Below are 13,737 nucleotides of genomic sequence, written 5' to 3'. Positions count from 1 at the left end.
CGGTTTCGGATCACGAGCTGCGTCCACAACGCGATCGTGTTGTCAGCCTGTACGGCAGGCACTCCGTACAGGCCGTACGAGCCGCCTGACAGGGCGGCGTCGCCCGGACTCCGGTGACGGGCCTTCTGAATGACGGAGACCAGGCCGCATTGCGCGCCTTACGGGATAGCGATGACGAACTGCCCCAAGTGGAGTGGAGGCAATCGCTCGCTCCACATACCGCTGAGACCCTCGCCGAGTCCGTCCGGCCGGTCCGCCGAACCGGGGGCGGCTCACGCTCGGGCGAGCAGACCGGCGAGGGTGGTCTGCAGGATCTCGCCGTACATGGTGGCGAAGTCCACCCGGGAGCCCGCGAGCCGGGGGTCGGACGTGGCCTCGACGATGGTCGGGGTCGGGTTGCTGAACGACCACAGGCCCACCAGCGCGACGACGGCGTACTCCGTCAGCGTGAGAGCGTCATCCGCGCCGAGGGCCGGCACCCGCTCCCTGACCAGCTCCGCCAGCCGGGTGCGGTGCTCCAGGTCGATGAACTTGTAGGCGCGCACGGTGCCGGCGGAGACGTTCCGCTCCAGGACGGTCGGCAGCAGACTCCACAGCTGGCACAGGACCGGCCGGGCGGCGAGCGAATCGGCCCAGGCCCGCATCACCTGGTCGGGCTCGCACGGCGCGGCCGGCCACTCGTCCGCCAGCGCGTCGAGCCAGGCCAGCCGGAGCCTGGCGAGCAGCCCCAGGAAGACGCCCTCCCGGCTCTCGAAATAGCGCACCACATGCGTCTTGGACACCCCGAGCCGGCGCCCCAGCTCCCGGAGGCTGATCTCCTCGGCGGGCATCTCGGCCAGCAGCGCCTCCGCGGCGTCCAGGATCTCCTGCTTGCGGAGCTCCCGGTGCTCGGGCCGCCTGGCCCGCTGGAAGGACGGCGTCTCCACCTCGTCCATCGAACCTCCTCGCGCACCGCTGATCATGGCAGCCCCATATTAGCGGTCCATCGGACACTTGTTACGTGTCCACTGGACCGCTATAGTCATAAAGGTCCGATGGACACCTACATGAAGGGTATTTCCGTGATCACCTACCCGAACCTGTACATCGGCGGCCAGTGGGTCGCCCCGGCCACCGCGGACGTCCTGGAGGTGCGTTCCCCGCACGACCGCTCGCTGGTCGGGACCGCGCCGCACGCCGCCCCCGCCGACGTCGACCGGGCGGTCGCCGCCGCCCGCCGGGCGTTCGACGAGGGCCCCTGGCCCCGGATGAGCCCGCAGGAACGGAGCGCCGTCGTGGAGCGGTTCTCCAAGCTCTACGCGGTCCGCGCCGAGGAGTTCGCGGCCCTGGTCACCGCCGAGAACGGCTCGCCGCTGTGGTTCACCCGCTGGACGCACGTGCAGTCCCTCCCGGAGATGACGGAGGCGTACGTGCGCGCCGCCGCCGCTCTCGGCTGGGAGGAGGAGGTGGGCGCCGTAGGCGACGCCACGACGCGGCTGCGCCGGGAACCCGTCGGCGTGGTCGCGGCGGTGATCCCGTGGAACGCTCCACACCAGTCGGCCCTGGTCAAGCTGGTTCCCGCGCTGCTCGCCGGCTGCACGGTCGTCCTGAAGGCCTCCCCGGAGACGGCGCTGGACGCCCTGGCGCTCGCCGAGGTCTTCGACGCGGCCGGGCTGCCCGAGGGAGTGGTGAGCATCCTGCCCGCGGGCCGCGAGACCAGCGAGTATCTGGTCGCCCACCCCGGCGTCGACAAGATCGCCTTCACCGGCTCCACCACGGCCGGCCGGCGCATCGCCTCCGTCGCCGGGGAGCAGCTCAAGCGGGTCAGCCTGGAGCTGGGCGGCAAGTCCGCCTCGATCATCCTTGAGGACGCCGACCTGACGGCGGTCGTGGCAGGCCTCAGGGCCCTGTCGCTGGGCAACAACGCCGAGAACTGCGTGGCCCACACCCGCATCCTCGCCCCGCGCAGCCGCTACGAGGAGGTCGTCGCGGCGCTGGCCGCCATGATGGAGGACGTCCGGGTCGGCGACCCTTCCGACCCCGAGACCTTCATCGGGCCCATGGTCCGCGCCGACCAGCAGCAGCGGGTGCGCTCCTACATCGAGCTCGGCATCGCCGAAGGCGCCCGGATGGTGACCGGCGGACTCGAGACCCCTGACGGGCTGGAGGGCGGGTACTACGTCCGTCCGACGCTGTTCGCCGATGTCGACAGCGACATGCGGATCGCCCGCGAGGAGATCTTCGGCCCGGTCCTGGTCGTCATCCCGTTCGACGACGAGGACGACGCGGTCCGCATCGCCAACGACTCCGAGTACGGACTCGGCGGCGGCGTCTGGGCCGCCGACCGGGAGCACGGCATCGAGGTCGCCCGCAGGATCCGTACCGGGTGGATGACCGTCAACGGCGCCGCGCCTACCTACGACGGCGCCTTCGGCGGCTACAAGAGCAGCGGCATCGGCCGGGAGTTCGGCGTCGCCGGCCTCGCCCAGTACGTCGAGTACAAGACCATCGCCGCCTGAGGACCAGGAGAACCATCATGAGCGAAGCCCGTGTCACCCTCGGGCACACCGACATCTCCGTCCGGCCGATCGGCCTGGGCTGCATGGGGATGTCCCAGTTCTACGGCGACGCCGGCGAGGCGGAGTCCGTCGCCACGATCCACGCCGCCGTCGAGGCCGGCATCGACTTCTTCGACACCTCCGACATCTACGGCGCCGCCGGCGCGGCCACCGGACAGCCCCAGAAGGGCTTCGGCCACAACGAGGAACTGCTCGGCCGCGCCGTGCGCGGCCTGCGCGACCGGGTGGTCCTGGCGACCAAGTTCGGGGCGCGGCCATCGGAGGAGGGCGGGGTGGTCTACGACGGCCGCCCCGAGTACGTGGCCGCCGCCTGCGAGGCCAGCCTGCGCCGCCTGGGCGTCGACCACATCGACCTCTACTACGTCCACCGCCACGACACCACCGTGCCGATCGAGGACACCGTCGGCGCGATGGCCGAGCTGGTGACCGCGGGCAAGGTGCGCGCGATCGGGCTCAGCGCGGTCGGTCCGGACATCCTGCACCGGGCGTCCGCCGTGGCGCCGATCTCGGCCCTCCAGAGCGAGTACTCGCTCTGGGCCCGCGAGGTGGAGCAGGAGGTGCTGCCCGCCTGCCGCGAGCTGGGCATCACCTTCGTCCCGTACAGCCCGCTGGGGCGGGCCGCGCTCGCCGGCCGCTTCACCCGCGAGACCTCGTTCACCAGTGACGACTTCCGCTCGACCCTGCCCAAGTTCCAGGCGGAGAACTTCGCGGACAACCTCCGCCTCATCGAGGGGCTGAAGGCGTTCGCCGACGAGCGGGGACACGCCCCGGGCCAGGTCGCCCTGGCCTGGCTGCTCGCCCAGCCGTACGACATCGCGCCCATCCCCGGCACCAAGCGGCCGGAGTACGCGCGCCAGAACGCCGCCGCGACGGCCGTACCGCTGAGCGCGGACGACGTCGCCCACCTGTCGGTCCTGTTCGACCCCGCGCGGGTGCGCGGCGGCCAGTACGGCGCGCTCAACGCGCGCCCCAGCACTGATCCGGAAGGAACCACATGACCGACACCCAGCGGGAACCCGGCTACGAGGCCGCGCTCGACACCGCCGCGCACCTGCTCGGCAGGAGGCTGGAGCCGTTCCTGGAACCCGGCCCGGGTGAGCCGGCCAACGCCGCCGACTTCATGCGCCTGGCCACCCGGCACACCTTCGGCGACGCGTGGCCGCGCACCGATGTCCTCGACACCCGCACCCGCGCCCTCGTCTCCGTGACGATCGCCGCGACCCTGGGCACGCTCGAACCGCTGCGCGGGCAGCTGCGCATCGCGCTCAACAACGGCGTCACCCCAGAGGAGATCGTGGAGGCGTTCGTGCACATCGAGGCGTACGCCGGCGCGGCCCGGGCCTTCGATGGTTACCGCGTCGCCCGGGAGGTCTTCCAGGAGGTCCACCAAGCGTAGGCCCGTTGCCGGGGGCGGCCTCATGATCGACACCGACAGGGACCAGAAGAATGTTCTCTTCGGCTGGAGGAGCTCCGGATGAGGATACGCGGGGGTCGTCGCCTGGCGGCGGCGTTGTCGGCGGTCGTGGCGGCCCGCGTCCCGTGGGCGCCCGCCTCGTGGGCGGGGACGCACAAGCACCGGCCCGTGATCTTCATGCACGGTTTCAGCGGGCCGGGCGCCCACTTCGAGACGCAGGCCAGGCGGCCGACCCGCAACGGCTGCTTCGAGTTCTTCGGCAACCGCGGGCGACGTCACCCAGTTCATCCGCCTGCTGGAGGCCATCCCGCCCGTCCGCGGCAAGCGCGGAGCTTGCCGCGGACGGCTCCGCCGACGCCCTGACGTCGTCGTCGGTGACCGCGGCTACGACCACGACAAGTACCGCAGGCACGTCCGGGCACTGGGCGTGCGCCCGCAGATCGCCCGCCGCGGCACCGAGCACGGCTCCGGCCTGGGCAAACAGCGCTGGGTCGTCGAGCAGACCATCGCACTTGCTGCACAGCTTCCGCAGACTGCGCACCCGCTGGAAAGTCCGCGAGGACATCCACCACGCCTTCCTCAGCATCGGCCGGCGCCGCCTCACCTCATTGTGCTGGTTTGTCAGTGAGGGATCTTGCCGTGACGACATGATCATCAATTGGACACATCATGTATGGCCTGCATATAGTCGCGACCCCGCCGGTATCCAGCGCGGGAAGACAGGGGGGGATCTTCCCGATGAGCAGCCGCTTCGGTCCGATCGCAAAACTCAGCGGTTGGTGGACATCCGCACTGCTGGCGGGCCTGGGATTCGGTGTTGTCACCAATCTTGCCCAGGGCTGGCTTCCAGGCGCCTGGAACCAAATCGCCAACTCCGGTGCCGTCTGGTGTGTCCCGGCGTTCGTCGTCGGCGCCCTGCTTGCCGGCTGGGCGTCAGCGCGGTCAGCCGCCGTCGCCGGCCTGTGCGCCTCGGTCGGTCTGGTCGTCGGGTATTACGGGTACGCGGAGTTCGGCCGTGACGGCATGGGCAGCCTCGCCTATCCGCTGATGTGGCTTGTGATGGCGGTCATCAGCGGCTCGTTGTTCGGTGTGGCTGGGCTGTGGTGGCGGAACGGACGCACCATCCGTAGCCGTGTCATCGGGCTCGCCGCGCTGGGAGGTGTCTTCGGGATGGAAGGCATCTTGTATGCCTTCGTCCTGCACTACGCCCCGCAAGCATGGGCCTGTCTGGCCGTCCTCGTCCTTGTACCGCTGGTGATGGCGCGTCGGCGAAGAGAGCGGGTGCCGACCCTGCTGACAGCCCTGGTCCTCGCGCCACTGGCGTACTTGGTCATCGGATTCCCACTTCAGTACGTGTCGATGTGAGGTGGATCGCAGACCCGCAGGCACTGTGGGGCCGCCTGGCTCCCAGTATCGCCGTCACCTTCTGTGACGCTACGGCATCATCTGGCGAGCCGTGCACGGGCACCTCATGGAGGGCGACAAGCGAGCGGCGACGGAAGCCATTTCGAGCGCTCTACTGGGCCGACGGAAACGGGTGGCTCCCAAGGTGGCTCCCACAGACACGGAAGAGACCGCGTGAAGCCCGAAAACACTAAGGCCCGTTTCCAGGTTTTCCCTGGTCACGGGCCTTCTATGATGTGCGCGGCCGAGAGGACTCGAACCCCTAACCTTCTGATCCGTAGTCAGATGCTCTATCCATTGAGCTACGGCCGCTTTGCTGCTTGTTCACCTGCGGTGCCCTGCAACGGGTGTAACTCTACCAGACCCGTCACCCCTGCTTGCGCCAATAAGGCGCTCCGCCCCCGGTCAAGCCGTCCCGTACGCGCGGGTCGGGTCACTCCTGGGGGACGAAGAGCGTGAGCGTGTCGGCGACGCAGGCCGGCCTGTCGGCTCCCTCGATCTCGATCGTGACGCGGAGGTTCGCGAGGGTGCCCGAAGGAGTGCCCTTGACGTCGACGATCTCCGCCCCCGCCCGTACGCGGGACCCGACGGGAACCGGCCGCGAGAAGCGCACCTTGTTGAGCCCGTAGTTGATGGCCATGCGCAGGCCGTCCACGCGGTAGAGCTCGCCGAGCAGCGACGGCAGCAGCGAGAGCGTGAGATATCCGTGGGCGATGGTGCCGCCGAACGGGCTCTCCTTCGCCCGGTCCAGGTCCACGTGGATCCACTGGTGGTCGTCCGTCGCGTCGGCGAAGGCGTTCACCCTCTCCTGGCTGATCTCTCGCCAGTCGGTGTATCCGAGATGCTCGCCCTTGGCCGCCTTGAGTTCCGAGAGGTTCGTGAAGATCCGCATGTCCGCAGCCTATTCACGCGAACCCGGGACCGGCCGGAATCGGAGGACCCGGAACGCGTTACCCTCCACACTGGTTCCATCGGGGGAGCGAGCGCGTGCTGCCAATAGGCAACAAACACATCACTGTGGGTGACGAACGGGCCATTGCCCGCGGGGGTATCTGCACAAGGCGGGGCGTACGCCGGAACACGCCTCGACGTGGAGGGAACGTGGACGAGCCATCCGGTCCACCCGGCAAACGGTATCGGCTTCGCGGACTCATCGCGGTCGTCGTCGCGGGTCTTGTCTGCTGGGCGCTCATCATCCTGCTGCTGGTCAAGCTGTTCGGGTGAGCATCGGGGGGACGTGCCGGCCGGAGACCAGCCCCGGCCGGCACCGGTCGTCGCTCACCGCTCCTGAACGCGCTTCCGGGCCACCACCCGCGACAGACGCGACCAGGACGATGCGCCGGCTCAGCATCAGGACATGACGCCCTAAATGCCTCATACCCACCAGTCGCGTTTCAGTCCACCACCGGCCGGTAGCCCCGCACGTAGTCGACCACGAACTCCTTGGGGTACGGCCCCACCCGCTCGGGCCCCTCGGCACCGAGAGCGTCGGGAAGGTCGGGAAACTCGTAGATGCCGAGCATGAGCTGCATCGGATAGTCCGGGGACTGCCGGATGGTCTTGACGTGCCGGCCGTCCACGAAGAACGTCACCCGGTCCGGGGTCCACTCGGCCGCGTACACGTGGAACTCACGCGCGTCGATGGGGAGGACCTCGGCGGCGAACTCGTCGGTGATCGTGGGGTCGCCGAACGGGTGGACGCCCATGCCGACCGCCGTCGCGTCCGGGCGTACGTCACGTCCGAAGATCTCGCAGACGCAGATCTCCGCGGACCGCTCGGGCGCGTCCTCGAAACCGATCATCCACAGTGCGACCATGGCGCGCGGATCGTCGGTGGCCCGGGCGCGCATCTCGATCAGGCCGAAGTGCGGGGTGTAGAGCCGCGCCTCGTCCTGTGCCTCGCGGACGACGGCCCGGCCGCCCCGGCCGTGCTGGCCGACGGCGCTGCCCACCGGCCCGGAGAACACGCCCGTCTGCAGTGAGGACACCCGCATCCGGCCCTCCATTTTCGGCGACCACGGCGGCTGGTCCTCCTCGATCAGCAGGCGCAGGTGGCCGTCCGCCACGCGATATCGGGCCGCCGAGGCGGCGCGTGTGGTCCATTGGGGCAGATAACGCGGGATCCAGCGGCTCTCGTCGAGCTCGTCCCCGTCGAAGGTGTCCTCGAACTCCAGCACGTAACCGGCCTTCGCCGCCGGATCCAGCGCGTACGTGTCGTTCATGCGTCAATCCTGGATCTATCCGTGGGGGAACGAAGCCTGCACAAGGGCATATCGGAAAAGGACGACGGGAGTTCACCGATCTCTATCTTGGTTCGTCCCGGTTTCGAGGTGATGCTGGCGAATGTCTGTCCCCTCGCCCCCACAAGGAGGTCTCGTGCAGACTCCGCGACGCTTCCGGCCGTCCTGGCCGGGACGGCTCGCCGTCGTGATCGCCGCCATCGTGTCCCTCACCGGGGTGACCGGCACCACCCCCGCCCACGCGTCGGTCTACAACTCCTGCACCATCTCGCGCTGCGCGGACGCCCGCTCGGCGAACACGATCTGGGCCGGGAAGGGCTATCCCACCAGCAGCGGCTGGTACTCCTGGCCGGACGGCAGGTACAACTACACCGGCGGGCGCTTCTACAACCGGGAGGGCCGGCTTCCGGCCGGCGCCACCTACTACGAGTACGACGTCTACTCCCGTGCGCGGGGCGCCTCGCGTGACGCGTACCGGATCGTCGTCAACCGCACCACCGGCGTGACCTGGTTCTCGCCCAACCACTACACCGACTTCTACCGGCTTTAAGGACCCCTATGGCCTCCGCCGAGCGTCCGCTGCCCCCGTGGCTCACGGTGACCACCGACACGGCCCCGGCGGTCGTCGACGGACGGGCCTGCCGGACCCGTGCCGCCTTCTTCGACGAGGTGGCACGGGCCCTGCGGTTCCCGGCGTACTTCGGCCGCAACTGGGACGCCCTCACCGACTCCCTGCGCGATGTCGGGCCGGTCCATCTGGCCGTGGAGCACGCCGAGGAGCTGCTCGACGCGGAGCCTCCCGGGCAGTTCGCCACCCTGCTCGCCGTCCTCGCCGACGCCGCCGAGGCCGGGCTGACCCTGACCCTCCACACGGACCCCGCTCACGAGCCCCGGCTCCGCCGCCGCCTGACCGAGTCTCTGCCCTGACCTGCCCGTACGGCCCTTCACTCAGCAGGCGGGACGAGGAGCGCCTCGGCGCCGATCGGCACGTATCCCGCGGCGAGGAACGCCCGTACGCTCGCGGCGTTGCCCGGGGCGATCTGCGCCCAGAGCGGGTGGGGGGTGAGATGCCGGGCCGCACGGGCGAGGGTGCGGCCGAGGCCGCGCCCACGAGCGGCCGGCTCGACCTCGATCGCGACCTCCCACCGCCCGCCCACTCCCCGTCCGACGAGCACGAGCCCGCCCGGACAGGTCCAGACGCGTACGTCGTCGCGATAGAGATGGGCACGCTCGACGCGCGGATGGGCGGCGTCGGTGACTTCGGCCAGCTCGACGGGCGGGGGACCTTCGGCGGGGGCGGCCAGGGCGAGCATGTCGATGTTGTTCACCCGGCGTCCCGTGCGTTCCTCCAGGTCGCCGAGGAACGGCGGGTTGAGCGGCGCCGACAGATCGTCGGCGGGCAGCCGTGACCTGATCCAGTCCTCGCCGACATCGGCGAAGATCACGTTGTGCGCGGTGAAGGCGATGACCCCCGCGTGCCGCGCGGACGGCTGCGGAACGACGGTCGGACCGCCGCCCGGCTCGGGCGGGTGCCCGCAGGCCGCGCGAGCGAGGACGTCAGCCAAGGTGATCACCGGAAAACGGTAGCCACCGGCCGCGACCCGCTCAAAACGGTCTCGGCAGCCACCACTACGCCTGTCACCACGGCACGGGCCCGGAACGGTCGATGAACCGGCCGGTTCCGGCGTCGGCCCCCTCGGTCGCCAGCGTCACGATCGCGTCGGTCCCCTCGGCCACGGTCTGGTGGCCGCTGTGCCCGTTGAGGTCGGTCGCCGTGTAGCCGGGGTCGGCGGCGTTGACCCGGATGCCGGGCAACGCCTTCGCGTACTGCGTCGTGAGCATCGTCACCGCGGACTTCGACGACGTGTACAGCGGCCCCACCACCGTCGACTCCACCCGGCCGGGGTCGTGGGTCAGCGCGAACGAGCCCGTGCCGCTGCTCACGTTGACGATCGCCGGGTGCTCCGACTTGCGGAGAAGCGGCAGGAAGGAGCTGGTCACGCGGATGATGCCCACGACGTTCGTCTGGTAGACCTCCAGGGCGTGGGCCGAGGTCAGCTCGTCGGCGGGCACGTGCGCGCCGATGATCCCGGCATTGTTGATCAGGACGTCGACGCGGCCCTCGTGCGCGGCGACGTCTTCCGCCGCGGCGGCGACGGACGCGTCGTCCGTCACGTCGATTCGCACGAACCGTACGCCGAGCTTGCCGGCCGCCGCCTGCCCGCACTCGGGGTCCCGGGCACCGAGGACGACGGTGTGGCCGAGGTCGACGAGGCGGCGGGCGGTCTCGAATCCGAGGCCCTTGTTGGCCCCGGTGATGAAGGTGATGGTCATGCGTCGAGCGTCGTCCTTCCGGGTGCGCACAGCCAGGGAGAGCTCGCCGGTAGGACAGGCAGTACCACCCTGGCCTCCGGCCGCCGCCGCAGAATGGGGCACATGACGACAGACGAGACGAGCCTCGGCGCGACGATCCGCGCCTGGCGCGACCGGCTCTCGCCCGCGGCTGTCGGACTGCCCGCCGGTCGCGTACGCCGTGCGGCCGGGCTGCGCCGCGAGGAGCTGGCCGACCTCGCGGGCGTCTCGGTGGACTACGTCGTACGGCTGGAGCAGGGCCGGGCGACCACGCCGTCCGCGCAGGTCGCCGCCGCGCTGGGGCGGGCGCTGCAACTCGACGCCGCCGAGCGCGACCACCTCTATCGGCTCGCCGGGCTGCAGCCGCCCTCGGACGGCGTGATCAGTGACCACGTTCCACCCGGGATGCAGCGGGTGCTCACCCGCCTGGGCGACGCGCCGGTCGCCGTGTTCGCCGCCGACTGGCGGCTGCTGTGGTGGAACCGGAGCTGGGCGGCGCTCCTCGGCGACCCTTCCGTGCTCGCGCCGGAGGAGCGCAATCTGGTGCGCTCGCGTTTTCCCGTGCCGTCCGATCGGGGGCGCCTCGCGGCATGGCCCGTGATCTCGGAGAACGTGGAGGCGACCGACCGGGCCATCGTCGCCGACCTGCGCCGCGCCTCCGGCCGTTATCCGCAGGACGCCCGCCTCAGCGGGCTGATCCGCCGGACGCTGGACGGCAACCCGCGGTTCGCCCGGTTGTGGCACTCCGGCGCCGTCGGCCGCCACGCCGAGGAGCGCAAAACGATCCGCCATCCGATGATCGGCGACATCACCGTCGACTGCGACGTGCTCGCCGACCCGGACAACGACCTGAAGATCGTCATCTACACGGCCGTCCCGGGCAGCGAGGACGAGACCAAGCTCGACCTCGCCCGCGTCGCCGGTGTCACGGCCCGGCTGTGAAGTTTCAGGCTTCCTCGGGGTCGCGCCCGAGTATCGACCGGCCTCCGTCCACAGGGATGGTCGCGCCGTTGACGAAACTCGCGTCGTCGGACAGCAGATAGGCGATGGCGGCGGCCACTTCCTCAGGGCGTCCGACCCTGCCGACCGGATGCAGCAGGCTCATCTCGTTCTCGATGCGTGCGGCCGCCGCGGGCTCCTGGCTTTGCAGGAACGCCTCATAGCGTTCGGTGCCGATCGAGCCGAGGGCGACGGCGTTGACCCGTACGCCTTGGGGTCCGTAGTTGACGGCGAGCGCCCGGGTGAGCCCTTCGACCGCGGCCTTCGCCGTCGCGTACGGCAAGGAGCCGCGCACCGGCCGCTGCGCCTGGTGAGAGGAGACGTTGACGATCGCCCCGCCCGCGCCGGCGCTGAGGAAGCGGCGGATCGCCGTCATGCAGCCGACGACCGCGGGGGCGAGGTTGGCGTCGATGTGCTCCAGGACCTCGCGCGCCGGCGGGCAGTCCAGTGACGCCTCGCGGAACACGGCGGCGTTGTTGACCCAGCCGGCCAGCGGGCCCGCGGCCTGCGCCAGGTCGGCGGCCCGCTCCGCGACGGCCTCGTCCGCGGCGTCCCCGGCCACCGCGATGACCCGCGAACCGGCCGGGTGGGTGCGGGTCCACTCGAGCGCCGACGGGTCGAACTCGATCACGACGACGCTGTTCCCGTCGGCGCTGTTCCCGTCGGCGCTGTTCCCGTCGGCGCTGTTCCCGTCGGCGCTGTTCGCGGCGGCGCTGTTCGCGGCGGCGCTGTTCGCGGCGGCGAGGAGCCGTTCGACGACCGCACGTCCGACTCCGCGGCCGCCTCCGGTGACAACGTACGAAGAGCCCACTTCCGCCCCTTTCGTGGATTGAGATCTACGGGAGCTTGCTGCGGCCTGCGCGGGCGCTGCCTGCACGAGCGGCGCCTCCACGGGCGACGGCGAGAGGCCGGAAGAGCGTAATAGGAACACTTATGCTTCATCGGCCTGCCGGGCGTCGCCGGTCAGAGCGGCCGCGGTCTGGGTGAGGTGCCGGGCCAGGACCTCGGCCGCGGTATCGGCGTCGCGGGCCAGCGCCGCCTCCTCCAGCCTGCGATGCTCGCCGATGCCGTCCCTGCCGGGGTCGCGCTGCGCCGCCCAGCGGCGGGCCAGCTCGCTCGCGGTCCACATCCGGTCGAAGGTCTCCAGCAGGACGGGGTTGCCGCAGCCCTCCAGCAGCGTGCGGTGGAAGACCCGATGGGCCTCCGACCATGCGCTGCTGTAGTGCTCGCCCTCCTCCCGTACGAACGCAGGGGTGCGAGCCAGACGGTGGTGGGCGGCTCGCACCCGGGCCTCCCAGTCGACGTCACCGCGCTCGATGGACATGCGCAGCACGACCGGTTCGATGGTCCGGCGGGCCTCCGCGATCTCCTGCCAGCGGCGGTCGGAGAAGGCCGGGACGGCGAAGCCGCGGTTGGGCAGCCGGTCGGCGAGCCCCTCACCGACCACCCGTACGAGCGCCTCGCGCACCACCGCCAGGCTCACGCCCTGTTCCTTGGCGATGTCCTGCGGTTTGAGGGCGTCACCGGGAGCGTAGACCCCGCGCATGATCGCGTCCCGCAGGTGGGCGTAGACCTGCTCGGAGAGCATCTGCTTCCCCGGGGAAGCCGGAGGGGCGACCTGATCCATGCACACATCATAGACGATTGCACAAATAATCGATTATTGATGCTCGCCCAACGACGTCCGCGAGGCCCGCTTCATCGGCGCCGCGCCGCCGGCCGGGCACGGCCTGCACCGCTACTTCGTCGTCGTACACGCCCTCGACGTCGAGTCCATCGGCGTCCCGGCCGACGCCACCCCGGCCCTCCTCGGCTTCACCATGGCCGGCCACACCCTCGGCCGCGCGGTCCTGATCGCGACCGCCGAAACCCCCGCCTGACGAACCGCATGTCCGGGCTCATCGACACCACGGAGATGTATCTCCGTACCGTCCTGGAGTTCGAGGAGGACGGCGTGGTCCCCCTGCGTGCCCGCATCGCCGAGCGCCTGCACCAGCGTGGCCCCACCGTCAGCCAGACCGTCGCGCGCATGGAGCGCGACGGTCTGCTGTACGTCGCGGGTGACAGGCGCCTGGAGCTGACGGAGCAGGGACGGCGGATCGCCACGCGCGTGATGCGCAAGCACCGCCTCGCGGAGTGCCTGCTCGTCGACGTGATCGGGCTGGAGTGGGAACACGTCCACGCGGAGGCCTGCCGCTGGGAGCACGTGATGAGCGAGGCCGTCGAACGCCGCGTCCTCGACCTGCTGGGACACCCGGCCGAGTCGCCGTACGGCAACCCGATCCCGGGCCTGGAGGAGCTCGGCGCGAGGCCGACCACGGATCCGTTCCTCGGCGAGGGCGTCGTCAGCCTCGGCGATCTGCAGCCCGGACCGAGCATGAGCGTGGTCGTACGGCGCATCGGGGAGCCGCTCCAGACCGACCCCCGGCTGATGTACGCCCTGCGGCAGGCAGGGGTACGGCCCGGCGCGGTCGTGAACGTGACGTCGTCACCCGGCGGCCTGCTGGTCGGCAGCAGCGGGGAGCGCGCCGAGCTCCCCACACGGGACCGCCGCCCACATCTTCGTGGCCAAGCGCTGAGCCCAGCCGGTCCGACCGGCGGGCGCGCGCCGGGCCCTGGCGCGGACGGGGATCCTGGCGCGCGGCTGTGGCCCAGCGGCGGTCAGGACAAACCGGGCGCGCGATCAGACGGTGTCGCCCAACTGCTCGGCCACCCGCTCCAGGCCACCCTTGATGAGCCGCCCATACTCGTCGTCGCCGAGCGCGCCGAT

General features: G+C 70.7%; 15 protein-coding genes, 1 tRNA gene and 3 pseudogenes. 11 read left to right on the top strand and 8 right to left on the bottom strand.

Annotated features, from left to right (window positions below; all coding sequences use genetic code 11):
- Positions 1-272: 272 nt before the first annotated feature.
- Positions 273-935 (bottom strand): TetR/AcrR family transcriptional regulator, encoded by a 663-nt coding sequence (locus HCK04_RS27360; RefSeq protein ID WP_142650259.1) that lies wholly within the window; start codon positions 933-935, stop codon positions 273-275.
- Between the two features lie 99 nt (positions 936-1,034).
- Between HCK04_RS27360 and HCK04_RS27355 the strand changes: the two genes are divergently transcribed.
- The 5 genes and pseudogenes from HCK04_RS27355 to HCK04_RS27335 all read left to right on the top strand — a co-directional run bounded on the left by HCK04_RS27355 (position 1,035) and on the right by HCK04_RS27335 (position 5,337).
- Complete coding sequence (locus HCK04_RS27355) at positions 1,035-2,498, top strand: aldehyde dehydrogenase (protein ID WP_240971848.1); 1,464 nt, start codon at positions 1,035-1,037, stop codon at positions 2,496-2,498.
- 17 nt (positions 2,499-2,515) lie between these two features.
- Positions 2,516-3,556: an aldo/keto reductase gene (locus HCK04_RS27350; RefSeq protein ID WP_142650258.1), complete on the top strand. Its 1,041-nt coding sequence runs from the start codon at positions 2,516-2,518 to the stop codon at positions 3,554-3,556.
- A complete protein-coding gene (locus tag HCK04_RS27345) occupies positions 3,553-3,954 on the top strand; it encodes a carboxymuconolactone decarboxylase family protein (RefSeq protein ID WP_076438604.1) in 402 nt (133 codons plus the stop codon). Before HCK04_RS27350 ends, HCK04_RS27345 begins: the two co-directional genes overlap by 4 nt.
- Before the next feature lie 289 nt (positions 3,955-4,243).
- A pseudogene (locus tag HCK04_RS27340) lies at positions 4,244-4,553 on the top strand (transposase); the annotation flags it as partial.
- A 157-nt stretch (positions 4,554-4,710) separates the two neighbouring features.
- Positions 4,711-5,337, top strand: a complete 627-nt coding sequence (locus HCK04_RS27335; protein WP_205830767.1) for a DUF6518 family protein — start codon at positions 4,711-4,713, stop codon at positions 5,335-5,337.
- Positions 5,338-5,615: 278 nt separating this feature from the next.
- Here HCK04_RS27335 and HCK04_RS27330 read toward each other — a convergent pair.
- Both HCK04_RS27330 and HCK04_RS27325 read right to left on the bottom strand, forming a co-directional pair.
- Positions 5,616-5,688: transfer RNA gene (locus tag HCK04_RS27330), tRNA-Arg, on the bottom strand.
- 121 nt (positions 5,689-5,809) lie between these two features.
- Complete coding sequence (locus HCK04_RS27325) at positions 5,810-6,268, bottom strand: MaoC family dehydratase (protein WP_142650257.1); 459 nt, start codon at positions 6,266-6,268, stop codon at positions 5,810-5,812.
- A 209-nt stretch (positions 6,269-6,477) separates the two neighbouring features.
- On the opposite strand from HCK04_RS27325, the gene HCK04_RS43785 reads away from it, so the two are divergent.
- Positions 6,478-6,600 carry a hypothetical protein gene (locus HCK04_RS43785; RefSeq protein WP_260617419.1) on the top strand — a complete coding sequence of 41 codons (123 nt, stop codon included), beginning with the start codon at positions 6,478-6,480 and terminating at the stop codon, positions 6,598-6,600.
- A 170-nt stretch (positions 6,601-6,770) separates the two neighbouring features.
- On the opposite strand, the gene HCK04_RS27320 is transcribed toward HCK04_RS43785, so the two are convergent.
- The gene (locus HCK04_RS27320) at positions 6,771-7,598 is read right to left on the bottom strand and encodes a glycoside hydrolase family 16 protein (RefSeq protein WP_168066304.1); all 828 of its coding nucleotides are present in this window, start codon (positions 7,596-7,598) and stop codon (positions 6,771-6,773) included.
- Between the two features lie 154 nt (positions 7,599-7,752).
- On the opposite strand from HCK04_RS27320, the gene HCK04_RS27315 reads away from it, so the two are divergent.
- Positions 7,753-8,166 (top strand): ribonuclease domain-containing protein, encoded by a 414-nt coding sequence (locus tag HCK04_RS27315; RefSeq protein ID WP_205830766.1) that lies wholly within the window; start codon positions 7,753-7,755, stop codon positions 8,164-8,166.
- A gap of 8 nt (positions 8,167-8,174) precedes the next feature.
- A complete protein-coding gene (locus tag HCK04_RS27310) occupies positions 8,175-8,543 on the top strand; it encodes a barstar family protein (RefSeq protein WP_142650255.1) in 369 nt (122 codons plus the stop codon).
- A gap of 17 nt (positions 8,544-8,560) precedes the next feature.
- Here HCK04_RS27310 and HCK04_RS27305 read toward each other — a convergent pair whose 3' ends face one another.
- Both HCK04_RS27305 and HCK04_RS27300 read right to left on the bottom strand, forming a co-directional pair.
- Positions 8,561-9,190 carry a GNAT family N-acetyltransferase gene (locus HCK04_RS27305; protein ID WP_142650254.1) on the bottom strand — a complete coding sequence of 210 codons (630 nt, stop codon included), beginning with the start codon at positions 9,188-9,190 and terminating at the stop codon, positions 8,561-8,563.
- A 64-nt stretch (positions 9,191-9,254) separates the two neighbouring features.
- Complete coding sequence (locus tag HCK04_RS27300; protein WP_142650253.1) at positions 9,255-9,950, bottom strand: SDR family NAD(P)-dependent oxidoreductase; 696 nt, start codon at positions 9,948-9,950, stop codon at positions 9,255-9,257.
- Between the two features lie 102 nt (positions 9,951-10,052).
- Between HCK04_RS27300 and HCK04_RS27295 the strand changes: the two genes are divergently transcribed.
- Positions 10,053-10,910 (top strand): helix-turn-helix transcriptional regulator, encoded by an 858-nt coding sequence (locus tag HCK04_RS27295; RefSeq protein ID WP_205830765.1) that lies wholly within the window; start codon positions 10,053-10,055, stop codon positions 10,908-10,910.
- A gap of 4 nt (positions 10,911-10,914) precedes the next feature.
- On the opposite strand, the gene HCK04_RS27290 is transcribed toward HCK04_RS27295, so the two are convergent.
- The gene (locus HCK04_RS27290) at positions 10,915-11,778 is read right to left on the bottom strand and encodes an SDR family oxidoreductase (protein WP_142650251.1); all 864 of its coding nucleotides are present in this window, start codon (positions 11,776-11,778) and stop codon (positions 10,915-10,917) included.
- Between the two features lie 120 nt (positions 11,779-11,898).
- A complete protein-coding gene (locus HCK04_RS27285) occupies positions 11,899-12,594 on the bottom strand; it encodes a GntR family transcriptional regulator (RefSeq protein ID WP_142650250.1) in 696 nt (231 codons plus the stop codon).
- Between the two features lie 55 nt (positions 12,595-12,649).
- Between HCK04_RS27285 and HCK04_RS27280 the strand changes: the two are divergent.
- Both HCK04_RS27280 and HCK04_RS27275 read left to right on the top strand, forming a co-directional pair.
- Positions 12,650-12,847: pseudogene (locus HCK04_RS27280) on the top strand (YbhB/YbcL family Raf kinase inhibitor-like protein); the annotation flags it as partial.
- An 8-nt stretch (positions 12,848-12,855) separates the two neighbouring features.
- Positions 12,856-13,546: pseudogene (locus tag HCK04_RS27275) on the top strand (metal-dependent transcriptional regulator).
- Positions 13,547-13,737 lie beyond the last annotated feature (191 nt).

This window comes from Microbispora sp. CL1-1, from assembly GCF_012034195.1.
GTDB lineage: Bacteria > Actinomycetota > Actinomycetes > Streptosporangiales > Streptosporangiaceae > Microbispora.
The sequence above is the reverse complement of the archived record's forward strand: the minus strand, read 5'-3'. Positions and strand labels throughout refer to the sequence as shown.